This window comes from Bosea sp. 685, assembly GCF_031884435.1.
In the GTDB taxonomy this organism is placed as follows: domain Bacteria; phylum Pseudomonadota; class Alphaproteobacteria; order Rhizobiales; family Beijerinckiaceae; genus Allobosea.
This window is the reverse complement of the sequence record NZ_CP134779.1, coordinates 3,055,844-3,076,702: the sequence shown is the minus strand read 5'-3', so window position 1 is coordinate 3,076,702 and position 20,859 is coordinate 3,055,844. Positions and strand designations below refer to the sequence as shown.

General features: G+C 65.1%; 22 protein-coding genes. 15 read left to right on the top strand and 7 right to left on the bottom strand.

The window, feature by feature from the left end:
* Positions 1–72 precede the first annotated feature (72 nt).
* The 4 genes from RMR04_RS15920 (at position 73) to RMR04_RS15905 (ending at position 4,506) form a co-directional block, all read left to right on the top strand.
* A complete protein-coding gene (locus RMR04_RS15920; RefSeq protein WP_311915571.1) occupies positions 73–1,353 on the top strand; it encodes a UxaA family hydrolase in 1,281 nt (426 codons plus the stop codon).
* 120 nt (positions 1,354–1,473) lie between these two features.
* Positions 1,474–2,523, top strand: a complete 1,050-nt coding sequence (locus RMR04_RS15915) for a YeiH family protein (protein WP_311915570.1) — start codon at positions 1,474–1,476, stop codon at positions 2,521–2,523.
* A 79-nt stretch (positions 2,524–2,602) separates the two neighbouring features.
* Entirely contained in the window at positions 2,603–3,532 is a 930-nt protein-coding gene (locus tag RMR04_RS15910; RefSeq protein ID WP_311915569.1) for a hydroxyacid dehydrogenase, read from the top strand.
* Positions 3,529–4,506: an Ldh family oxidoreductase gene (locus RMR04_RS15905; RefSeq protein WP_311915568.1), complete on the top strand. Its 978-nt coding sequence runs from the start codon at positions 3,529–3,531 to the stop codon at positions 4,504–4,506. The genes RMR04_RS15910 and RMR04_RS15905 overlap by 4 nt, the downstream gene beginning before the upstream one ends.
* Positions 4,507–4,517: 11 nt before the next feature.
* On the opposite strand, the gene RMR04_RS15900 is transcribed toward RMR04_RS15905, so the two are convergent.
* The 3 genes from RMR04_RS15900 to ade form a co-directional block, all read right to left on the bottom strand.
* Positions 4,518–4,832 (bottom strand): type II toxin-antitoxin system RelE/ParE family toxin, encoded by a 315-nt coding sequence (locus tag RMR04_RS15900; protein ID WP_311915567.1) that lies wholly within the window; start codon positions 4,830–4,832, stop codon positions 4,518–4,520.
* On the bottom strand, positions 4,819–5,076 hold the full coding sequence (locus tag RMR04_RS15895; protein ID WP_311915566.1) for a type II toxin-antitoxin system ParD family antitoxin: 258 nt from the start codon (positions 5,074–5,076) through the stop codon (positions 4,819–4,821). Before RMR04_RS15895 ends, RMR04_RS15900 begins: the two co-directional genes overlap by 14 nt.
* A gap of 76 nt (positions 5,077–5,152) precedes the next feature.
* On the bottom strand, positions 5,153–6,853 hold the full coding sequence (gene ade / locus RMR04_RS15890) for an adenine deaminase (RefSeq protein WP_311915565.1): 1,701 nt from the start codon (positions 6,851–6,853) through the stop codon (positions 5,153–5,155).
* Between the two features lie 255 nt (positions 6,854–7,108).
* On the opposite strand from ade, the gene RMR04_RS15885 reads away from it, so the two are divergent.
* The 5 genes from RMR04_RS15885 to RMR04_RS15865 all read left to right on the top strand — a co-directional run bounded on the left by RMR04_RS15885 (position 7,109) and on the right by RMR04_RS15865 (position 10,399).
* Positions 7,109–7,393: a GIY-YIG nuclease family protein gene (locus RMR04_RS15885; protein WP_311915563.1), complete on the top strand. Its 285-nt coding sequence runs from the start codon at positions 7,109–7,111 to the stop codon at positions 7,391–7,393.
* A 21-nt stretch (positions 7,394–7,414) separates the two neighbouring features.
* Positions 7,415–8,113, top strand: coding sequence for a metal-dependent hydrolase (locus RMR04_RS15880; RefSeq protein WP_311915562.1), 699 nt, complete (start codon positions 7,415–7,417; stop codon positions 8,111–8,113).
* A 77-nt stretch (positions 8,114–8,190) separates the two neighbouring features.
* The gene (gene gatC / locus RMR04_RS15875) at positions 8,191–8,478 is read left to right on the top strand and encodes an Asp-tRNA(Asn)/Glu-tRNA(Gln) amidotransferase subunit GatC (RefSeq protein WP_311915561.1); all 288 of its coding nucleotides are present in this window, start codon (positions 8,191–8,193) and stop codon (positions 8,476–8,478) included.
* Between the two features lie 86 nt (positions 8,479–8,564).
* Complete coding sequence (gene gatA / locus RMR04_RS15870; protein WP_311915559.1) at positions 8,565–10,097, top strand: Asp-tRNA(Asn)/Glu-tRNA(Gln) amidotransferase subunit GatA; 1,533 nt, start codon at positions 8,565–8,567, stop codon at positions 10,095–10,097.
* On the top strand, positions 10,097–10,399 hold the full coding sequence (locus tag RMR04_RS15865; RefSeq protein ID WP_311915558.1) for a chorismate mutase: 303 nt from the start codon (positions 10,097–10,099) through the stop codon (positions 10,397–10,399). Before gatA ends, RMR04_RS15865 begins: the two co-directional genes overlap by 1 nt.
* A 72-nt stretch (positions 10,400–10,471) precedes the next feature.
* Here the strand turns inward: RMR04_RS15865 and RMR04_RS15860 are convergent, their stop codons facing one another.
* Positions 10,472–13,660 (bottom strand): efflux RND transporter permease subunit, encoded by a 3,189-nt coding sequence (locus RMR04_RS15860; protein ID WP_311915556.1) that lies wholly within the window; start codon positions 13,658–13,660, stop codon positions 10,472–10,474.
* Positions 13,661–13,730: 70 nt separating this feature from the next.
* Positions 13,731–14,888 (bottom strand): efflux RND transporter periplasmic adaptor subunit, encoded by a 1,158-nt coding sequence (locus RMR04_RS15855; protein ID WP_311915555.1) that lies wholly within the window; start codon positions 14,886–14,888, stop codon positions 13,731–13,733.
* A gap of 229 nt (positions 14,889–15,117) precedes the next feature.
* Between RMR04_RS15855 and gatB the strand changes: the two genes are divergently transcribed.
* The 4 genes from gatB to RMR04_RS15835 all read left to right on the top strand — a co-directional run bounded on the left by gatB (position 15,118) and on the right by RMR04_RS15835 (position 18,503).
* Positions 15,118–16,599, top strand: a complete 1,482-nt coding sequence (gatB, locus tag RMR04_RS15850) for an Asp-tRNA(Asn)/Glu-tRNA(Gln) amidotransferase subunit GatB (RefSeq protein WP_311915553.1) — start codon at positions 15,118–15,120, stop codon at positions 16,597–16,599.
* Positions 16,596–17,102 (top strand): GNAT family N-acetyltransferase, encoded by a 507-nt coding sequence (locus tag RMR04_RS15845; RefSeq protein ID WP_311915552.1) that lies wholly within the window; start codon positions 16,596–16,598, stop codon positions 17,100–17,102. Before gatB ends, RMR04_RS15845 begins: the two co-directional genes overlap by 4 nt.
* 60 nt (positions 17,103–17,162) lie before the next feature.
* Positions 17,163–17,657, top strand: coding sequence for a GNAT family N-acetyltransferase (locus RMR04_RS15840; RefSeq protein ID WP_311915551.1), 495 nt, complete (start codon positions 17,163–17,165; stop codon positions 17,655–17,657).
* A 138-nt stretch (positions 17,658–17,795) separates the two neighbouring features.
* Positions 17,796–18,503, top strand: a complete 708-nt coding sequence (locus RMR04_RS15835) for a glutathione S-transferase N-terminal domain-containing protein (protein ID WP_311915550.1) — start codon at positions 17,796–17,798, stop codon at positions 18,501–18,503.
* 135 nt (positions 18,504–18,638) lie between these two features.
* On the opposite strand, the gene RMR04_RS15830 is transcribed toward RMR04_RS15835, so the two are convergent.
* Positions 18,639–18,971 (bottom strand): DUF2147 domain-containing protein, encoded by a 333-nt coding sequence (locus RMR04_RS15830; RefSeq protein ID WP_410492266.1) that lies wholly within the window; start codon positions 18,969–18,971, stop codon positions 18,639–18,641.
* A 435-nt stretch (positions 18,972–19,406) separates the two neighbouring features.
* On the opposite strand from RMR04_RS15830, the gene RMR04_RS15825 reads away from it, so the two are divergent.
* Both RMR04_RS15825 and ndk read left to right on the top strand, forming a co-directional pair.
* Entirely contained in the window at positions 19,407–19,676 is a 270-nt protein-coding gene (locus RMR04_RS15825; protein ID WP_311915548.1) for an SEL1-like repeat protein, read from the top strand.
* 98 nt (positions 19,677–19,774) lie between these two features.
* Positions 19,775–20,197, top strand: coding sequence for a nucleoside-diphosphate kinase (gene ndk / locus RMR04_RS15820; RefSeq protein WP_310154174.1), 423 nt, complete (start codon positions 19,775–19,777; stop codon positions 20,195–20,197).
* A gap of 125 nt (positions 20,198–20,322) precedes the next feature.
* Here the strand turns inward: ndk and RMR04_RS15815 are convergent, their stop codons facing one another.
* Positions 20,323–20,751 (bottom strand): MerR family transcriptional regulator, encoded by a 429-nt coding sequence (locus RMR04_RS15815; protein ID WP_092165058.1) that lies wholly within the window; start codon positions 20,749–20,751, stop codon positions 20,323–20,325.
* Positions 20,752–20,859: the final 108 nt, after the last annotated feature.

Sequence of the window (20,859 nt, the reverse complement as noted above, 5' to 3'; positions counted from 1 at the left end):
CGCAGGCGCCTGAAAAGAATCTGAAAAAGGGCTCCCGGCAAGGTCGAGCCCACAACGAATAGAGGAAACGTCATGTCGATCGTCGCCAATTTCGATCTCGTGAAGGGCAAGCTCGGCCGGATCAAGGGCCGCAAGATCGAGGCGCCCGAATTCAAGGTCCCTCAGCTCCGGCGTCCGACCGGTCGCAACCTCGATGCCTTCCAGGGCTGGCGTCGCGAGAATGGCCGCGTCGGCGTGCGCAACCATGTGCTGCTGCTGCCGCTCGACGATCTCTCGAACGCCGCCTGCGAGGCCGTCGCCAACAACATCAAGGGCACGCTGGCGATCCCGCACGCCTATGGCCGGCTCCAGTTCGGCGAGGACCTCGACATCCATTTCCGCACCCTGATCGGCACCGGCGCGAACCCCAATGTCGCTGCCGTGGTTGTGATCGGCATCGAGGATGGTTGGACCAAGCGCGTTGTCGACGGCATCGCCAAGACCGGCAAGCCCGTCGTCGGCTTCGGCATCGAGGGCCATGGCGACATCGCCACCATCGCCAAGGCCTCCTATGTCGCCAAGGAGTTCGTGCAATGGGCGAGCGAATTGCAGCGCGAGAAATGCGGTATCGAGGAGCTCTGGGTCTCGACCAAATGCGGCGAGTCCGACACGACGACAGGGCTCTCCTCCTGCCCGACGGTCGGCAACATGTACGACAAATGGATCCCGCGCGGCATCCATGGTGTCTTCGGCGAAACCTCAGAGATCACCGGCGCCGAGCATCTCTGCAAGGCTCGCGCGGCGACGCCCGAGGTCGGCGAGCGCTGGTACAAGATGTGGAAGGCCTATCAGGACGACGTCATCGAGGCGCACAAGACCGACGACCTTTCGGATTCACAGCCGACCAAGGGCAATATTGCCGGCGGCCTGACCACGATCGAGGAGAAGGCGCTCGGCAATCTCGAGAAGATCGGCCGCGAGTGCAGATACATCGACATCCTGCAGCCGGCCGAGGCGCCGTCGAAGGGGCCGGGCCTCTACTACATGGACACCTCATCGGCCGCGGCTGAATGCGTGACGTTGATGGCAGCGGGCGGCTATGTCGTGCACACCTTCCCGACCGGGCAGGGCAACGTCATCGGTAATCCGATCGTCCCGGTCATCAAGATCACCGGTAACCCGAAGACGATGCGCACCATGCCCGAGCATATCGACGTCGACGTCTCCGGCATCCTGCGCCGCGACCTCACCATTCCCCAGGCCGGCGATGCGCTGATCCAGAACATCGTGCGCACCGCCAATGGCCGCCTGACCGCCTCTGAGGCATTGGGGCATCGCGAATTCTCGATGACCAAGCTCTACCGCTCGGCCTGAGCTACTGCTATCAGCCGCAGCGGCGACGCGAGCCGTCGCTTCGGCCCTGTTTTTGCTAAAATCATTTACCGAAGCCATTTCGCCGAAGCCATCTCGACCAGACGAGTCGGAGCCGCGTTCTTGCCCGTTGCGACAACCTCACCGCTGAGCGCCTGGCGCCCGCTTCTCGACGGCATCGCGCTCTCGGTCGTCGTCGCCGTCGCCTCCGTGCTGGTCGAGCCGCTGCTCAAGGCTGCGGCCGGTGGCCGTGTCGGCATCCCCGCCGTCGTGATCGCCCTGGTGATCGGCATGCTGCTGCATCCCTTCGCCAGCACCGTCCGCTTTGAGCCGGGCATGACCTTCTGCGTCAAGAAGCTGCTGCGCTGGGCGATCGGGCTGCTGGGCCTGCGCGTCGCGCTTGGCGACATCATTGCGCTGGGGCTTTCGACCGCGCTGCTCATCATCGCCTCGATGATCGTGACCGTGATCTGCGGCTTCCTGCTGGCGCGCTGGCTCGGCCGTGAAGCCGGGGTCGGCGCGCTTGCCGGCGTTGCGACAGCTGTCTGCGGGGCGTCGGCTGCGCTCGCGACCGCGACCGTGGTGCCCGATTACCGCGGCAAGGCGGCCGATGTCGCCTTCACCGTCATCGCCATGAACGCCTTCGCGACCCTGGCGATGCTGGCCTATCCCTTGATCTGCGCCTGGCTCAATCTCTCGCCGATGCAGACCGGCATCATGCTGGGCGCGACGATCCATGACGTCGCCCAGGTCGTCGGCGCGGGCCAGGCGGTCTCCGACGAGGCTGCCAATGCGGCGATCATCGTCAAGCTGTTCCGGGTGTTCATGCTCCTGCCGGCGGTGCTGGCCGTGGGCTGGTGGATGCTGCGCGAGGGCGGGCCTACCGAGCATGCGAAGGTGCCGGTCCCGGTCTTCGCCATCGTCTTCCTCGGCCTGTGCCTGCTCAACAGCCTGCTGACGACGCTGCCGGCACTGGCGAGCATCTATCTGCCTATTCGCGACGCCTTGCTCGAGGTCTCGCGCTGGGGTCTGCTGATCGCCATCGCGGCACTTGGGCTCGGCACCTCCATGGCGGCGATGGCTCGCCTCGGCTGGCGACACCTCGTGCTTGTCACAGGTACGAGCCTCGTCATCCTGGTTATCGTCACCGGCGGCCTGCTGGCGCTGGGCTGATCGGGGATTTCGAAAAGCGGAAGGTGGCTTTAAGGCGACCTTACCTTTCAACTTTTGAATAAGAGCCGGCCGGGATCCCATGGCAGACATCATCATCACCGAATTCATGGATGAAGCCGCTGTCGCGACGCTGCGCGCGCGCTACGAGGTCCATCACGATCCCGAGCTCTTCGCCAAGCCGGGCGAACTGGCTGCGCTGGTCGCGACATCGCCCGCCTTGATCGTGCGCAACCAGACGCAGGTAAGGGGGGCCGTACTCACTGCGGCCAAGGCGCTCAAGGTCGTCGGGCGGCTCGGTGTCGGGCTCGACAATATCGACATGGAGGCCTGCACGGCGCGCGGCATCAAGGTTTTCCCGGCGACCGGGGCCAACAGCCTGTCCGTGGTCGAATACGTCATCTGCAGCGCCATGGTGCTGCTGCGCGGTGCCTATTTCGCCAATGCCGCGATGGTCGCCGGAGAATTTCCCAAGACCAAGCTGATCGGCCGCGAGATCGCCGGCAAGCGGCTCGGCCTGGTCGGCTTCGGCGCGATCGCGCGCGACACCGCCAACCACGCCCGATTGCTCGGCATGAACGTCGTCGCCTACGATCCCTACGTGCCGGAGAACGATCCGGCCTGGCAGGGGACCCAGCGTCTCGACCTCGACGCGGTTCTCTCCAGTGCGGACGTCATCAGCATCCATTTGCCGCTGACGCCGGAAACGCGAGGATTGATCGGCAAGGAGGCCTTCGCCCGGATGAAGCCGGACGCCGTGCTGGTCAATGCGGCGCGCGGCGGCGTCATGGACGAGGAGGCGCTGATTGCGGCGCTGAAGGGTGGCAAGCTCGGCGGTGCGGCGCTCGATGTCTTCGAGGAGGAGCCTTTGCGCGAGGGCGGGAAGCGCTTCGCCGGCACGCCCAATCTGATCCTGACGCCGCATATCGCGGGCAACACGGTCGAGTCGAATGGCCGCGTCTCCGGTCTCGTCGCCGAGCGCGTCATGGCCGCACTGGAGGGGCGGATATGACGAAGCTGTCGTTCGAGGCGGCCGAAACCAGGCTCGCGGACCTGTTCGCTACGGCCGGCGCATCTCCCGCCAATGCGGCCTCCGTCGCCTGGGCGCTCGTCATGGCCGAGGCCGATGGGCTCAAAGGCCATGGGCTGTCGCGCGTGCCGACCTATCTCGCCATGCTCAGATCCGGCAAGATCGATGGGCAGGCGGTGCCGATCGCGCGCAAGCCCAAGCCCGGCGTGCTGTCGATCGATGCCTGCCACGGCTTCGCTTATCCGGCGATCGATCTCGCCGTCATCGAATTGCCGGCGCTCGCCCGCGAGCAGGGTGTGGCGATCGCCCCGATCCGGCGTTCGAACCATTGCGGCGCAGCAGGCCTCCATGTCGAGCGATTGGCAGAGCAAGGGCTCGTTGCCCTGCTTTTCGCGAACACGCCGGCGGCGATCGCGCCCTGGGGCGGGGCTAAACCCGTCTTCGGCACCAACCCGATCGCCTTTGCCGCGCCGCTCGCAGGCCGCGACCCGCTGGTCATCGACATGGCCTTGTCGAAGGTCGCGCGCGGACCGATCGTGGCGGCGAAGCAAAAGGGTGAGGCCATTCCCGAAGGCTGGGCGCTCGACCCGGCCGGGAAGCCTACGACCGACCCTGCCGCCGCGCTTGCCGGCACCATGGTTCCGCTGGGCGACGCCAAGGGCGCGACGCTGGCGCTGATGGTCGAGATCCTCGCCGCCTCGCTGGTCGGCGCGCATTTCGCCTTCGAGGCCTCCTCCTTCCTCGACGACAAGGGCGGCCCGCCCGACACCGGCCAGCTCATCCTCGCCATCGACCCCTCCGCCATGGGCGGCCATTGGTTCGATGAGCGCATGCGGATGCTGGCGCATGCGATCGAGGACCAGGACGGCACAAGGCTGCCGGGCGTCAGGCGCTTGAATCTGCGTGCGAAGGCGAGGGTGGAAGGGATTGAGGTCGCTGAGGAATTGCTTCGTTAGTCGTGGCCGCTTCAGTCCTTTTCCCCGGCGATAGCGCCTTCAAGATCGCGACCACCGTAAAGAATCCGAAGGATGACGACCGACGAACCATCGATCCGAAAGGCGATCGTAACTCTGCGGTCGATTCCAAATGTCCGCAGACCTGTCATTAGGTGGTCGCGACGTGTTCCGCGCTCTGGGAAATCGGATAACGCGTCATAGCTCGATTGAATGCGCCGGACATAGGTAATCGCAATCGCCGGGCTCGCGCGCTCCGATATCCAATTGTAGATCGCTTTGAGGTCCTGCCTGGCGGCCGGCCGGACGACGATGTCAAACTTGCCCACGAGGCTGCGCTACGCGCTGGCGGTGATATTCCTCAAGTTCCTCAAACACCTGCGCGGCTGGGATTGAGGGCCGCGGATCGGCGAGCGCTTCTTCGACCTTGGCTTTCAGGATCGCCTCGAACTCACGTTCCTCGCGCTCCAAGGCTCGCAAGCCGGCGCGTAGCACCTCGCTCGCCGAAGCATAGGCGCCGGATTCGACCCGCGCCTCCACCTTTGCCTGCATCTCGCCCAGTGTCACTGTCATGGGGCGACTGGTTCTGGCCATCGATTACTCCTTGCCCGAGAAATGTATGACACAGTCATGCTCGCAGCAAGCGGGGTTACACAAAGTCGAACTTGTCGACATCGACCAGCCCCTTATCGGTGATCTTGAGATGCGGGATCACCGGCAGCGTCAGGAAGGCCACTTGCAGGAAGGGCTCCGCCAGCACGACGCCGAGCGCCTTGGCGGCGGCGCGCAAATCTTCGAGGCCATGCCTGACAACCTCGAAAGGCCGGTCGCTCATCAGCCCGGCGACCGGCAGCGCCAGCTCGGCCGTCACGACGCCCCCATCGGCGACGGCGAATCCTCCGCCGATTTCGATCAATCGGTTGGCAGCGGCGGCCATGGAGGCCTCGTCCACGCCGACGACGCAGAGATTGTGGCTGTCATGGCCGACCGACGAGGCGATGGCGCCATGCTTCATGCCGAAGCCATGGACGAAGCCGGTGGCGATGCCGCCGGATTTGCCGTGGCGCTCGATCACCGTGACCTTGACCGCGTCCTGCGCCAGATCGGGTAGCGCTTCGCCGTCGCGTGAGGGCAGCGCCATGCTCAGTCGCTCGGTGATGATGCGGCCGGGCACGACGCCGATCACCGGTGTTTCGCCTTGGCGCGCCGTCGCCTTGAAATCCGCCGGCGTGAGCGGCCGATTTTTGACACTGCCGAGCCCGACAGGCGCAACCGGGATGCGATCCGCAAACAGCGCATCCTCGACCAGCCAGCCGCCGGCGAAGACGATCTTCGGGCGGCAGGCCGCGAGGTCGTCGAGTAGCACGATGTCGGCGCGTTTGCCCGGCCCGATGAAGCCGCGATCGAACAGACCGAAATTCCGCGCGGCCGAGAGCGTCGCGACGCGGTAGGTTGCCAGCACATCCGCGCCATGGGCGATGGCGGTGCGGATCATGTAGTCGAGATGGCCTTCCTCGGCGATGTCGAGCGGGTTGCGGTCATCGGTGCAGAAGGCGAGGAAGGGCGAGGCGTCGCGGCTGATCAGCGGGATCAGCGCATGCAGGTCCTTCGAGACCGAGCCTTCGCGGATCAGGATGGCCATGCCCTTGGCGAGCTTTTCGCGGGCCTCGTCGGCCGTCGTGGTTTCGTGGTCGGTGCGGATGCCGGCCGAGAGATAGCCGTTGAGATCCATCCCGCGCACAAGCGGCGCGTGGCCGTCGATATGGCGGTGCGAAAAGGCCTCCAGCTTGGCGAGGCAGCCGGGATCGCGATGCAGCAGGCCCGGAAAATTCATGAACTCGGCCAGCCCGATGACCTTGGGGTGGTCCATCAAGGCGACCAGATCGGGCGCTTCCAGCCGCGCGCCGGCCGTCTCCAGATGGGTCGCCGGCACACAGCTCGAGAGCTGGACGCGCAGATCCATGCGCATCGCCTCGGCGCAGGCCAGGAAATAACGGATGCCCTCGACGCCCAACACATTGGCAATCTCATGTGGATCGCAAATCGCGGTCGTCACGCCATGGGGCAGCACGCAGCGCTCGAATTCGAGCGGCGTCACCAGCGAGGATTCGACATGCAGATGCGTGTCGATGAAGCCCGGCACGGCGATGAGGCCGGTCGCGTCGAACTCGGCCTTGCCCTGATAGGAGCCGCAGGTGCCGACGATGGTGTCGCCGCAGAGCGCGATATCGGTCTCGATCAGGCCGCCCGTGACGAGGTCGAGGAGCCGCGCACCGCGGATGACGAGGTCGGCCGGCTCGTCGCCGCGTCCCTGGGCAATCCGGCGGGCGAGGGTTGCGGCGTCGGTCATGGCGCTGATTCCGTATGGCAGGGATGCGGAAGCCTGCACGCAGCCCGGCGGATTGTCGACTTGGAGGCCGCACGTGAAAAACCGCGAGGTCGTCCCGGGCAAGCGGCGTAGCCGCGCCGACCCGGGACCCATTCCGGAACATCAGCAGATTTTGACTCGGCTGCCGCTGTCCGACTCTTGCAATGCACCGTTCCGGAATGGGTCCCGGGTCTACGCTTCGCTTCGCCCGGGACGACAGTGCATTATGATGCAACCATGTGGGTCTATCTTCTCGCGAGCAAGAAAGGCGGCACGCTTTACGTGGGCGTGACCAATTCGTTGTCGCGTCGCATTCTGGAGCACCGAGAAGGGCGAGGCTCAGAATTCGCCAGCCACTACCGAGCGTTGCGCCTCGTCTACGCCGAGCATTACGAAATACCCGAGGAAGCCATTGCGCAGGAAAAGCGCATCAAGCATTGGCGCCGAAGCTGGAAGATCGAACTGATAGAGCGCGCCAATCCCGATTGGAATGATCTATACCCCACGACGCATCTCGATTGAGCGAGCATTCTGGAGACCGCGATGAAACTCACCTGGTACGGCCATTCCGCCTTTCGCGCCGAGATCGACGGCGCCGTCATCCTGATCGATCCCTTCTTCACCGGGAATCCGGCTTTCGAGGGCGACATCGCGGCGATCTCGCAGGGCGTGAGTCACATCGTCGTCACCCACGGCCATGGCGACCATGTTGGCGACACGCTCGCCATCGCCGAGAAGACCGGCGCGACGGTCATCACCAACTACGATCTCGCCATGCATCTGGCTTCGAACGGGTTGAAGAACTTCCAGCCGATGAACACCGGCGGCAGCGTCGATCTCGGCCCGTTCAGCGTGACGCTGGTGCGGGCCGATCATTCGGCCGGCATGGGCGAAGGCGGCGTCAACGTGCCCGTCGGCAATGCCAATGGCGCGATCATCAAGGCCAGGGGTGAGAAGACGCTCTGGCACATGGGCGACACCGACATCTTCTCCGACATGGCGCTGCTTGCCGAGATCCACGGCGTCGAAGCCTGTATCTGCCCGATCGGAGACCGCTTCACCATGGGCGGCAAGGTCGCGGCGCTCGCCATGACCCGCTTCGTCAAGCCGAAACTCGCGATTCCCTGCCATTACGGCACCTTCCCGATCATCGACGCCAATGCCGATGCGTTCCTGGCGGGATTGAAGGGCAGCGCGGTCGAGGCGCTGGTGCCGAAGAAGGGCGAAGCGGTTTCGCTTTGATCAGTCAGTCATTACTGACTTACGTGTTCGACGCCCGCGCGCTATAGCGCGGGCAAATCATTTTTCAGGAGCCCGCCATGTCGGTCGACCTCGCCACCGTCAAGCGCGTCGCGCATCTCGCGCGCATTGCCGTTCCGGAAGCCGATCTGCCCAAGCTGCAAGGCGAGCTCAACGCGATCCTCGGCTTCGTCGAGCAGTTGAACGAGGTCGATGTCGCGGGCGTCGAGCCGCTGACCTCGGTGACGCCGATGGCGATGAAGCTGCGGGCCGACATCGTGAATGACGGCGAGATCGCCGATACGATCGTCGCCAACGCGCCCGCCTCCGAAGACAATTATTTCATGGTGCCGAAGGTGATCGAATGAGCGGCTGAGACCGCTCATTCGATCATCCTCGGGGGCGCGAAGCGCAACCCGGGGATCTCCTGACGTTTGCTGAACGGATATCCCACGTGACCGATCTCACCCGCCTGACCCTGACCGAGGCCCGTGATGGGCTGAAGGCGAAGACCTTTTCCGCAACCGAGATCACCAAGGCCCATATCGCCTCGGTCGAGAAGGCGCGCGCGCTCAACGCCTATGTGCTGGAGACGCCCGAGCATGCCCTGAAGCAGGCAGCCGCCTCGGATGCGAAGCTTGCGAAAGGCGAGGGCGGCCCGCTTGAGGGCCTGCCGCTCGGCATCAAGGATCTGTTCGCCACCAATGGCGTACGCACCACGGCGTGCTCGAAGATCCTCGGCAATTTCGTGCCGGCCTATGAATCGACCGTGTCGAGCCAGCTCTGGCGCGACGGCGCGGTCATGCTCGGCAAGCTCAACAACGACGAATTCGCCATGGGCTCGTCGAACGAGACCTCGGCCTTCGGCCCCGTGGTCAATCCGTGGCGGCGCAAAGGTTCTAACATCGGACTGAGCTCGGATGTCGGGGCAGGGGCGACGGGTGTGATCGAGGGCGCCCATCTCGTTCCCGGCGGATCGTCCGGCGGCTCTGCCTCGGCCGTTGCGGCCGACCTTTGCCTGGCTGCGACCGCGACCGATACCGGCGGCTCGATCCGCCAGCCCGCCGCCTTCACCGGCACGGTCGGCATCAAGCCGACCTATGGCCGCTGCTCGCGCTGGGGCATCGTCGCCTTCGCCTCCTCGCTCGACCAGGCCGGGCCGATCGGCAAGACGGTGCGCGACTGCGCCGTGATGCTGCGCTCCATGGCGGGCCACGATCCCAAGGACACGACCTCGGTCGATATGGCCGTGCCGGATTATGAGAAGGCCGTTGGCCGCTCCGTGAAGGGCATGAAGATCGGCATTCCCAAGGAATATCGGCTCGAAGGGCTCAATTCCGAGATCGACGCGCTCTGGCAGAAGGGCATCGACTGGCTGAGGGCGGCTGGCGCCGAGATCGTCGAGATCTCGCTGCCGCATACGAAATACGCCCTGCCAGCCTATTACATCGTTGCCCCGGCCGAGGCCTCGTCCAATCTCGCGCGCTATGACGGCGTGCGCTACGGCCTGCGCCAGCAGGGCCGCGACATCGCCGAGATGTATGAGAAGACCCGCGCCGAAGGCTTCGGCGCCGAGGTCAAGCGCCGCATCATGATCGGCACCTATGTGCTCTCGGCCGGCTATTACGATGCCTATTACCTGCGCGCCCAGAAGGTCCGCACCCTGATCAAGCGCGATTTCGACCAGGCCTATGCGGCCGGCATCGACGCCGTGCTGACGCCGGCGACGCCGTCGGCGGCTTTCGGCATCGGCGAGAAGGGTTCGGCCGACCCGGTCGAGATGTATCTCAACGACATCTTCACGGTGACGGTGAACATGGCCGGCCTGCCCGGCATCGCCGTGCCGGCAGGGCTGGACAGCCAGGGGCTGCCGCTCGGCCTTCAGCTCATCGGCCGGCCTTTCGACGAGGAGACGCTGTTCTCGCTCGGGCAGGTGATCGAGGACGCGGCCGGGCGTTTCCCTGTGAGCGAGCGCTGGTGGGGCTGATGGGAGACCGCGATCTTCTCGACGTGCCCGCTCTCGCGGGGCTGAGGCAGGAGATCGACGCCATCGATGTCGAGCTCGTCGCGCTGCTGCGCCGGCGGCTCGATGTCGTTGAGCGCGTGCTGGTGGTCAAGCGCGGCGACGGCTTGCCGGCGAACATTCCGGCACGAGTCGAGCAGGTGGTCGAGACCGTCAGGGAAAGGGCCCAGGAGGCGGGCCTTCCGCCGGAACTGGCCGAGACTCTGTGGCGGCCGCTGATCGGCTGGACCATTGCCTATGAGGAAGGTCGCCTGACGCCGACCTGACCTAAGAGTTCGGCGCGACCGACGCCATAAAATGAAAGGGCCTTCCGCGCGGCGCGGAAGGCTCTTTTTTTGTCAGTGCGTGGGCTGTGGGGCGTGAGGCGCGTCAACGGCCTTCTTCTTCTTGCCGCGGAGCTCCGCCAGCCACCGCACGATGACGTAGAAGGCAGGAGTGAAGATCAGCCCGAAGAAGGTCACGCCGATCATGCCCGAGAACACCGCCACGCCGAGCACCTGGCGCATCTCCGCGCCGGCGCCGATCGAGATCGTCAAGGGCAACACGCCGAGGATGAAGGCGAGCGAGGTCATCAGGATCGGCCGCAGCCGGGTCCTGGCCGCGGCGATCGCGGCCTCACGCCGGTTCATGCCCTCGTCTTCCGCCTGCTTGGCGAACTCGACGATAAGGATCGCGTTCTTCGCGGCGAGGCCGACGAGCACGACGAGACCGATATCGACCAGCACGTTGCGGTCGAAGCCCTTGTAGCCGACGCCGACCATCGCCGCGAGAATACACATCGGCACGATCAGGATGACCGCGAGCGGCAAGGTCCAGCTCTCGTACAGCGCCGCCAGCAGCAGGAAGACGAAGACGACGGCGAGGCCAAACGCGATGATCGCAGTGTTGCCGGCGAGTTTCTCCTGCAGCGCGATCTCGGTCCATTCGAAGCCGAAGCCGGACGGCAGCACCTTGTGCGCGATCTCCTCCACGGCCGCGATGCCCTGGCCTGTCGAGTAGCCGCGCGCCATCGAAAGCTGCACTTCGGCCGCCGGGTAGAGGTTGTAGCGCGGCACGCGATAGGCGCCGGTCGTGTTGGAGAAGGTCGCGACCGAGCCGATCGGCACCATCTCGCCATCGGCGTTGCGCGTCTTCAAGGCGGCGACGTCGCGGACGTCGAGCCGGTAGGGGTTGTCGGCTTGCGCCGTCACCCGGAAGGTGCGGCCGAGGATGTTGAAATCGTTGACGTAAGCCGAGCCCATATAGACCGAGAGGGTCTCGAACACGCGGGTCACGGGTACGCCGAGCATTTCCGCCTTGGTCCGGTCGATATCGGCAAAGATCTGCGGCGTCTTGGTCGAGAACAGGGTGAAGGGCTGCTGGATGCCCGGAGACTGCCCTGCGGTTCCCGCCACGGCCCAGGTCGCGCCTTCCAGCGCGGCGAGGCCGCGCCCGCTGCGATCCTGGACGTAGCCCTTAAGTCCGCCGCCATTGCCGATGCCAGGAACGGCCGGGGGCTCGATCACCAGGGAGAAGGCCTCGTTGATCTGGAATAGCTGGGTGCGTAGGTCGTTGAGGATGCCTTGGGTCGTCAGGCCAGCCTTGGCTCGTTCCCTGAAGTCCGAGAGAGTGACGAAGGCGACGCCGGCATTGGGCGCCAGGGTGAAGGTCGCGCCGTCGAGGCCGGCAAATGCAACGGCATGGGCGACGCCGGGCCGCGACAGCAGCATGTCGGTCGCCTTGCGGATGACCGCGTCCGTTCGCGGCAAGGAGGAGCCTGCGGGAAGCTGGAAGACGGCGATGAAGTAGCCGCGGTCGAGTTGCGGCACCAGGCCTGTCGGGATTGCAACGAGGCGCTGGCCGGCGACCGCTATCAAGGCGGCATAGACCAGCAGCATCAGGACGCTGACGCGAATGAGACGCGAAGTCACCGCGCCATACCCGCGCGAGAGCCAGTCGAAACCCTTGTTGAAATATTTGAAGAACCAGCGGATCGGCGCGCCGAGGGCCGCGATGAAGCCCTTCGGCTCCTCATGGCTATGCGGCTTCAGCAGGATCGCCGACAAGGCCGGCGACAGCGTCAGCGATACGAAGCACGAGATCATCGTCGAGGCCGCGATGGTCACCGCGAACTGCTGGTAGAACGTGCCTTGCAGGCCGGTGATGAAGGCGGTCGGGATGAACACGGCGCAAAGCACGAGGGCGATCGCAAGCAGGGCGCCGCCGACCTCGTCCATGGTCTTGTGCGCAGCGTCCTTGGCGCTCATCCCTTGCGCGAGATAGCGCTCGACATTCTCGACGACGACGATCGCGTCGTCGACGACGATGCCGATCGCCAGCACGAGCGCCAGCAGCGAGATCGTGTTGAACGAGATTCCGACCGCGCTCATGACCAGGAAGGTGCCGACCAGCGAAACCGGGATCGCGATGATCGGGATGATCGCGGCACGCCAGGTCTGCAGGAACAGAATCACGACGATGACGACGAGCACGATCGCCTCGAGCAGCGTCTGCACGACGGCGGAGACGGATTCCGCGATGAACTCCGTCGGATTGTAGACGATCCTGTATTCGAGCCCGCCGGGGAAGTCCTTCGACAGCGTCTGCATCGTCTTGATGAGGGATTCGGAGGCCGCCAGCGCGTTCGAGCCCGGACGCTGGAAGACACCGATCGCGACCGCTTCCTTGTTGTCGAGATAGGAGTTCGACAGATAGTCCTGCGCACCCAGTTCGACGCGAGCGATGTCTCGCACGCGGATCGTGCCGCCATCGGCGTCGGAGCGCACGACGATGTCGTAGAATTCTTCGATGCTGGTGAGGCGTCCGAGCGTGTTGACTGACAGCTGGAAGGCGCCGTCCGACTTGGCCGGTGGCTGGTTGATCGCGCCCGCCGCGACCTGGATGTTGGCGGCGCGGATCGCGGAGACGACATCGCTGGCGGTCAGGTTGCGCGCCGCGACCTTGGCAGGATCGAGCCAGACCCGCATCGCGTAGTCGCGCGCACCGAAGACCTGGACGTCGCCGACGCCGTCGACGCGGGTCAGCACGTCCTTGACGTTGAGCGTGGTGTAGTTCGAGACATATTGCTGGTCGCGCGAGCCGTCGGGCGACAGCATGTGGATGACCATCAGGAAGTCGGGCGAGGCCTTGCGGACCTGCAGGCCGAGCGTGCGCACATCCTGCGGCAGGCGCGGCTCGGCCGCGGAGACGCGGTTCTGCACCAGCACCTGAGCCTGGTCGACATCGGTGCCGGCCTTGAACACGACTGAGATCGTGACGCGCCCGTCGCCGGTCGATTGCGACGAAATATAGAGCATGTCGTCGACGCCGTTGACCTCCTGCTCGATCGGGGCCGCGACCGTCGAGGCGACGACCTCGGCCGAGGCGCCGGGATAGCTTGCCGTGATCGTAACTGTCGGCGGGGCGATCTCGGGATATTCGGCGATCGGCAGACCGCGCTGGGCGATCGCGCCCGCGATGGTCAGAAGGATCGACAGCACGGTCGCGAAGATCGGCCGGTCGATGAAGAAATGCGCGAAACGGAACATGGGCGTTTCCTGGCCGGAAGGCAGGGCGGACGGCGAGGCGCCGTCCGTGGCTCAGATCGGGGGCGAACGGTCAGTTCGTAACGGTCGGCTTGATCTCGCCGGGCTGTGGCGTCACCGTCCCGCCAGGGCGCACCATCGGGTTGGCGAGGCCGCCGATGATGACCTTGTCCGTGGGGGCGAGGCCCTCGCGAATGACGCGCAGGCCATCGCTGATCTGACCAAGCACGACGGGCTTGGGCACGACCTTGTTCTCGGGGCCGACGGTCAGGACGATCTTGCTGGCCTGGTCGGAGACGATGACGGTGTCGGGCACGAGCAAGGCATCGGCCTCGCCGGCGAAGAGGCGCAGTCGCCCGAAGGTGCCAGGCGTCAGGAACTGGTCCTTGTTCTCGAATACGGCGCGGCCCCGGATGGTGCCGGAGCGGGCGTTAAGAGCGTTGTCGACAAAGTCGATCTTGCCCCTGCGCTTCCACTCGCGCTCATCCGCCAGGCGCACCTCGGCTGGGCTGCCCTCGTTGCGGCTGGTGACCTTGCGCAGGTTTCCAGCCAGCCGCGAATAGCGCAGATAATCGGCCTCGGAGGTATCGAAGACGAAGTTGATCGGGTCGACGGCGACGATCGTGGTCAGCAGCGTCGCCCCCGATTGCCCGCCGGCGACGAGATTGCCCGGGTCGACGCGCCGGTTGGAGATGCGGCCCGAGAGGGGCGCGCGCACCTGGGTCCATTCGAGATTGAGCTCGGCCGTCTTGAGGTTGGCTTCGGCTCCCTGCAGGGTGCCGATCGCGCTGTTGAGGTTGGCGCGGCGCTGGTCGATGTCGCGGGCCGTGATGGTGCGGTTCTGGGTCAGGCCCTCGGCGCGCTCGACCTCGTTCTGCGCCAGCTCGACCTGCGCCTTGGCGCGCGCCACATCGGCGCGCGAGACATCGACCGAGAGCCGGTAGGGGCGCGGATCGATGGTGAAGAGCAGGTCGCCCTTGCTGACGAGATCGCCGTCACGGAAATGCAGGGAATCCAGGAAGCCCGAGACCCGGGCGCGAATTTCAACCTGCTCGCTTGCTTCGAAGCGGCCGGTATACTCGTCCCAGTTGGTGACGCGCTTGGCGAGCGGAGCCGAAACCTGCACGGGCGGCGCCGGCGGCGCACCCTGGGCGAGGGCCGCGGCGGCGACGAAAGTCAGCGCGGCGGACGTGACGACGAGTCCGAAACCCGTGGCGCGGCGATATGTCATGGACGGACTCCGGATAGCAGGACCGGCGCAACCAGCGAAGGTTTCCGGATTTTGCTGCAAGAAGGGGATCGGACTGACGATTGTCAAGATCGTTCACTCGACACTAAGGCAAACAGAGGGCAAATACGCCACAATACGGCCAAGTGGTGACAGGAGGGCAACAGCCGCTTGCCGGCCGCGCGCCGAAATCGTAACCCGTAGCCGAGATTTTCAAGTCGAAAGAGCCAAGATGAACGCGCATGTTCGCCCCGCCGACCCCAAGAAGCTGATCAAGGGAGCGACCGGCGATTGGGAAGTGGTGATCGGCATGGAAATCCATGCACAGGTGACCTCCAATGCGAAACTCTTCTCCGGCGCCTCCTCGGCGTTCGGCGCCGAGCCGAACGAGCATGTCAGCCTCGTCGATGCCGCCATGCCGGGCATGTTGCCGGTCATCAATGCCGAGTGCATCCGCCAGGCCGTGCGCACCGGCTTGGGCCTCAACGCCCAGATCAACAACCGTTCGGTCTTCGACCGCAAGAACTACTTCTATCCCGATCTGCCGCAGGGTTACCAGATCAGCCAGTACAAAAGCCCGATTGTCGGTGAGGGCGAGATCGCCATCGACCTGTCGCCGACCGAGCAGATCACGGTCGGCATCGAGCGCCTCCATTTGGAGCAGGACGCCGGCAAGTCGATCCATGACCAGCATCCGACGATGAGCTTCGTCGATCTCAACCGCTCGGGCGTGGCACTGATGGAGATCGTCTCGAAGCCGGATCTGCGCTCGGCCGAAGAGGCGCGCGCCTATGTCACCAAGCTGCGCACCATCCTGCGTTATCTCGGCACCTGCGATGGCGATATGGAGAAGGGCAATCTGCGCGCCGACGTGAACGTTTCGGTCCGCAAGCCCGGAGCGGAGCTGGGTACGCGCTGCGAGATCAAGAACGTCAACTCGATCCGCTTCATCGGCCAGGCGGTCGAGGTCGAGGCGCGCCGCCAGATCGGCGTCATCGAGGATGGCGGCACGATCGACCAGGAGACGCGGCTCTACGACCCCGGCAAAGGCGAGACGCGCTCGATGCGCTCCAAGGAAGAGGCGCATGACTACCGCTATTTCCCGGACCCGGACCTGCTGCCGCTCGAATTCGACGATGCCTTCGTCGCGGAGCTGAAGAGCGTTCTGCCGGAATTGCCGGACGCGAAGAAGGCGCGCTTCATCGCGGAATACGGCCTCTCGCCCTATGACGCCTCGGTGCTCGTCGCCGAGCGCGAGCAGGCCGACTATTTCGAGGCCGTGGCGAAAGGCCGCGACGGCAAGGCCGCTGCCAACTGGGTGATCAACGAGCTCTTCGGCCGGCTGAACAAGGAGGGCCAGGATGTCGGCTCCTCGCCGGTCTCGGCTTCCCAGCTCGGCGGGCTGGTCGAGCTGATCGGCCAGGGTGTCATCTCGGGCCGGATCGCCAAGGACCTGTTCGAGATCCTCTGGTCGGAAGGTGGCGACCCGCGTGAGATCGTCGAGGCCCGCGGCATGAAGCAGGTCACCGATACCGGCGCGATCGAGAAGGCGGTGGACGAGCTGATCGCCGCCAATCCCGACAAGGTCGAGCAGGTCAAGGCGAAGCCGACCATGCTGGGCTGGTTCGTCGGCCAGGCGATGAAGGCGTCCGGCGGCAAGGCCAACCCGCAGGCCCTGAACGAGATCCTGAAAGCCAAGCTGGGCATCGAGTGACGCCAGACGGTCTCATCATCCGCGACGCGCTGCCCGCCGACCTCCCGGCGGTGCGCGGCCTGTTGGTCGAGACCTGGCATGCGACCTATGACGGCATCTATGGCTGGCAGCGCGTCGCCGAGATCACCAATGCCTGGCATTCGCTGGAGAACCTCTCGGCCCAGCTCGGGCGCGACAGCGGGGCTTTTCTCGTCGCCCTGGTCGGCGAGGAGATCATCGCGACCTCCTCGGCGCGGCTGGAGCGCGACCGCGCCGCTCTTTTGACCAGGCTCTACGTGCTCCCGAGCTATCAGGGCATCGGTGTCGGCCGCACGCTGCTGCAGGTGACGCTGGCCTGCTTTCCGCAAGCCCCGGTCGCGCGCTTGGAGGTCGAGAGCCAGAACGAGCCGGCCATCGCCTTCTACGAGCGCATGGGTTTTTTCCTGCAGCGCCAGGCCCGCTTCGACGGGCGCGAGGACACGCCGAACACGCTGCTGATGGCGAAGCGGCTCTTTGCCGAGTGATCGTTCCAACGATGCGGGCGCTGGCGAGTTTCGAGTGATGATGAGATCAAGGACCAGAGCATGAGCCGCAGCGCCATCGATCCCGCGGAGATCACGATCCGCAAGGCCGTGCGGACCGACGCGCCCCGCATCGCCACCCTGATCATGCTGGGCGCGGCGCGGCAGCCCAGGAGCCTCGAGGAGATCGCCGTCGAGGTCGCACATCCAGCTTATCTCGATGCCTTCGACGAGATCGCGGCCAGCCCTCACAACACATTGTTCGTGGCGGAGCGGTTGGGGCGGGTCGTCGGCACCTTCCAGGTCACGCTGATCCCCGGGCTCGTCGCGCGCGGTCGCAAGCGTGCCAAGATCGAAAGCGTCCATGTCGCGCCCGAGAGCCGCAGCCTAGGCATCGGCGCAGTGATGATGCGCCACGCGCTCGCCTTCGCTGGGGAGAAGGGGGCAGGCATCGTCGAGCTGACCTCCGACAAGGCGCGCGTCGACGCGCATCGCTTTTACGTCAATCTCGGTTTCGCCCAGAGCCATGAGGGCTTCAAATTCGTGATCGAGCCGTAGCGGCCGAGCGCGCTGCCCCAGGCGGCGCGTTTTCACGACATGGCAAGGCCGCGCGCCAAGCGGGCCGGATGCACTTCCGGGCAGCGCTCGGGAGGCCTACATCTTGCGGCTCCGCCACTCGCGACAGGAAGCTTCAGCATGTCCGCCAGCCAGACCAAGCCGATCGACCTCCATTACTGGCCAACCCCGAATGGCTGGAAAATCTCGATCATGCTCGAGGAGTGCGGGCTGCCCTACACCGTCATTCCCGTGAACATCGGCAAGGGCGACCAGTTCAAGCCGGAGTTCCTGGCGATCTCGCCCAATAACCGCATGCCCGCGATCGTCGATCCCGAGGGGCCGGACGGGAAGCCGATCTCGGTCTTCGAATCCGGCGCGATCCTGCAATATCTCGGTCGCAAGACCGGCAAGTTCTATCCCACCGAGGAGCGCGGCCGCGTCGCGGTCGATGAATGGCTGTTCTGGCAGATGGGCGGCTTTGGTCCGATGCTCGGCCAGACCCATCATTTCCGGCTCTATGCACCCGAGCAGGTGCCCTATGCCATCGAGCGCTATACCAACGAGGCGAACCGCCTCTATGGCGTCCTGAACAAGCGCCTCGCCGGTCGCGACTACATCACCGGCGACTATTCGATCGCCGATATGGCTTGCATCGGTTGGGCGCGCGGTTGGGAGCGCCAGGGCCAGGACATCAAGCAGTTCCCCCATGTCGAGCGCTGGATCGCGACGATGCTAGCACGACCGGCCGTCGAGCGTGGCCTTGCCGTCGCTTCGGAGCTGCGCAAGCCGCCGGAGCAGCGCGCGCCCGAGGAGCACGCGATGTTGTTCGGCCAGAAGGCACGCTGAGGCTTGAAGCCGTCATGCTCGCCCTTGTGGCGAGCATCCACGCCTTGAACACAGGTCTCGACCGGCGAAGACGTGGATGGTCGGGACAAGCCCGACCATGACGATGAGGCCGCAGCTCCGCCTGCGCTTCGCGCGTCAGTTCGCCCGTGACCACTTTACCGAGCGACAGATCAGCCCGCCGAGCACACAGCCCGATGTCGTCAGTGCGTCGCCGGCCAGCGTCATCGTGCCCGAATAGGTCTTGCCGTCCTCGGGGTTGAAGGCGCTGCCGCTCCATTTGCCGGTGCCGGCCGGCTTCATGTCGTAGAAGATGCGCTGGCCGATCTTGGCAGGACCGTTGGGATCCTTGAGCCAGGCGATGGTGCCGCAGACCGCTTCACCGCATTTGGCGAAGCGGACGCGCGAGGCGCCGGTATCGCGCAGCCATGTGCCGGTGACATCCTGGGCCATTGCAGGCGTCGCAGCCATTCCGATCAGGATCCCGAGACCCAGAAGCTTGGGGCGGCCTGCGATTGCGTGCTTGTTCATGTCGATCCTCCCTTATCCGACCAGCTATGCTGCATGGTTCAGATATGAACCATATCGGAGGCACGATCCGTCTCCAAGCCTGCTTTAACGGGAGCAAGCCTGCTTTAACGGGAGAATGAAGCGGGCAACCGCGCGCCAAGGTGAACATCGCGTCAACGCGGCGAACGCTGACCAAACGAGAGGTCTTTGAAATCACATGGCTTTTCGTGCTTCCAGCATGAATCCTTCGTTGATTTAACCCGGCGATTACATCTCGTTGAGCTTCGATTCATCGCGATTTTTAGCGGCCTCTTTAAGGGCTGTGGCCAAATCTCGTCGTCACCAGCCGCGGCCCTGGACGGGTGCTCGGCGCAACAGGACAAGAGGGTGGCTGTCATGGCACGCATGGAAATGAGCGCGATCCCCGCTTCGCTGGTGATCCCGACGGAAGCATCTGCCGAGGCTTATTACGAGCTTGGGCTGATGTACGCAGCGGGCCGCAATCAGCCGGTCGACCTCGTCGCGGCGCAGAAATGGTTCAACGTCGCCCAGGCGCGCGGTTGTGGCCGGGCCGCCGCCCATCGCCAGGAACTGGCGCTCGAAATGACGCGCGATGAGATCGCCGAGGCGCTGCGCGAGGCCCGCAGCTTCCTGACGCGCCATTGATTGCCGCAGCGATCCGCCGAAGCCCCGGCGAGCCTTGTGGGGCGGGAAAGCGGTCGCTATAAGCCGCGCACTCCCAGATTGTCCCTAAGGAACCAACGATGGCTGTCCAGCGTACCTTCTCCATTCTCAAGCCCGATGCGACGCGGCGCAATCTCACCGGCGCGGTCAACGCGGTCATCGAGAAGGCCGGCCTGCGCATCGTCGCGCAGAAGCGCATCCAGATGACCAAGGCCCAGGCCGAGACGTTCTATGCGGTTCACTCGGCACGTCCCTTCTTCGGCGAGCTGGTCGAGTTCATGATCTCCGCCCCGGTCGTGGTGCAGGTTCTCGAAGGCGAGAACGCGATTGCGACCTATCGCGACGTGATGGGCGCCACCAACCCGGCCAATGCTGCCGAGGGCACGATCCGCAAGCTCTTCGCTCAGTCGGTCGGCGAGAACACTGTGCACGGCTCCGACGCGCCTGAGACGGCCGCGATCGAGATCGCGCAGTTCTTCGCCGGCAACGAGATCGTCGGCTGATCTCTCAAAATCCACGCCGTCGTCTTGTCACGCGGTCGTCTTGGGCAAGCCGCCCAGCGGCGCAGTTTCAGGATGATGCTGGATTGCACGATGTGCAGGCGGGCTCTCGAGCCCGCCTTTTTTGTTCAGGCCACGCGGTGATCGTGCAGGCAGTGGCCGTGATCGGCGAGGGATTCGATCACCCGGCATTCGGCGACCCGACCGTGCTGGCATTCGCCGACCATGCGCTGGAGCTCGCCGCGCAGCGACTGGAGCTGGGCGATGCGCCGCTCGACATCGGCGAGATGGCGTTGCGCGATGCTGTCGGCGCGGTCGCATGAGGCCTGCGGCTCGGCCGCCATCGCCAGCAATTCGCGGATATCGTCGACGGCGAAGCCGAGATCGCGCGCATGCCGGATGAAGCGCAGGCGCTGCAGATGAGCGTCGCCATAGCTGCGGCGGTTGCTCTGCGTGCGAATGGGGGCGGGCAGGAGCCCGATCTCCTCGTAGAAGCGGATCGTCGGAACCTTGACGCCCGTCGCCTCCGACAGCGCGCCGATCGGCATTTGCTCCATCACGATGACCTCCTAATCCTCTGCATCGGCTTGCCCCGAAAACCGGTTCCCACTTCTCGGGTCGATGCTCTAGTCTCTAGAGGATATAGTGCGTAGGCCTTGCCGATG

What these genes read in the sequence shown, in the direction of transcription:
- RMR04_RS15880 (WP_311915562.1), top strand. Translation starts at nt 7,415, where the DNA reads ATGAAACTCACCTGGTACGGCCATTCCGCCTTTCGCGCCGAGATCGAC.
- ndk (WP_310154174.1), top strand. Translation starts at nt 19,775, where the DNA reads ATGGCTGTCCAGCGTACCTTCTCCATTCTCAAGCCCGATGCGACGCGG.
- RMR04_RS15910 (WP_311915569.1), top strand. Translation starts at nt 2,603, where the DNA reads ATGGCAGACATCATCATCACCGAATTCATGGATGAAGCCGCTGTCGCG.
- RMR04_RS15885 (WP_311915563.1), top strand. Translation starts at nt 7,109, where the DNA reads ATGTGGGTCTATCTTCTCGCGAGCAAGAAAGGCGGCACGCTTTACGTG.
- RMR04_RS15895 (WP_311915566.1), bottom strand. Translation starts at nt 5,076, where the DNA reads ATGACAGTGACACTGGGCGAGATGCAGGCAAAGGTGGAGGCGCGGGTC.
- RMR04_RS15865 (WP_311915558.1), top strand. Translation starts at nt 10,097, where the DNA reads ATGGGAGACCGCGATCTTCTCGACGTGCCCGCTCTCGCGGGGCTGAGG.
- RMR04_RS15920 (WP_311915571.1), top strand. Translation starts at nt 73, where the DNA reads ATGTCGATCGTCGCCAATTTCGATCTCGTGAAGGGCAAGCTCGGCCGG.
- gatB (WP_311915553.1), top strand. Translation starts at nt 15,118, where the DNA reads ATGAACGCGCATGTTCGCCCCGCCGACCCCAAGAAGCTGATCAAGGGA.
- RMR04_RS15840 (WP_311915551.1), top strand. Translation starts at nt 17,163, where the DNA reads ATGAGCCGCAGCGCCATCGATCCCGCGGAGATCACGATCCGCAAGGCC.
- gatC (WP_311915561.1), top strand. Translation starts at nt 8,191, where the DNA reads ATGTCGGTCGACCTCGCCACCGTCAAGCGCGTCGCGCATCTCGCGCGC.
- RMR04_RS15815 (WP_092165058.1), bottom strand. Translation starts at nt 20,751, where the DNA reads ATGGAGCAAATGCCGATCGGCGCGCTGTCGGAGGCGACGGGCGTCAAG.
- RMR04_RS15860 (WP_311915556.1), bottom strand. Translation starts at nt 13,660, where the DNA reads ATGTTCCGTTTCGCGCATTTCTTCATCGACCGGCCGATCTTCGCGACC.
- RMR04_RS15830 (WP_410492266.1), bottom strand. Translation starts at nt 18,971, where the DNA reads ATGGCTGCGACGCCTGCAATGGCCCAGGATGTCACCGGCACATGGCTG.
- RMR04_RS15825 (WP_311915548.1), top strand. Translation starts at nt 19,407, where the DNA reads ATGGCACGCATGGAAATGAGCGCGATCCCCGCTTCGCTGGTGATCCCG.
- ade (WP_311915565.1), bottom strand. Translation starts at nt 6,853, where the DNA reads ATGACCGACGCCGCAACCCTCGCCCGCCGGATTGCCCAGGGACGCGGC.
- RMR04_RS15835 (WP_311915550.1), top strand. Translation starts at nt 17,796, where the DNA reads ATGTCCGCCAGCCAGACCAAGCCGATCGACCTCCATTACTGGCCAACC.
- RMR04_RS15905 (WP_311915568.1), top strand. Translation starts at nt 3,529, where the DNA reads ATGACGAAGCTGTCGTTCGAGGCGGCCGAAACCAGGCTCGCGGACCTG.
- RMR04_RS15855 (WP_311915555.1), bottom strand. Translation starts at nt 14,888, where the DNA reads ATGACATATCGCCGCGCCACGGGTTTCGGACTCGTCGTCACGTCCGCC.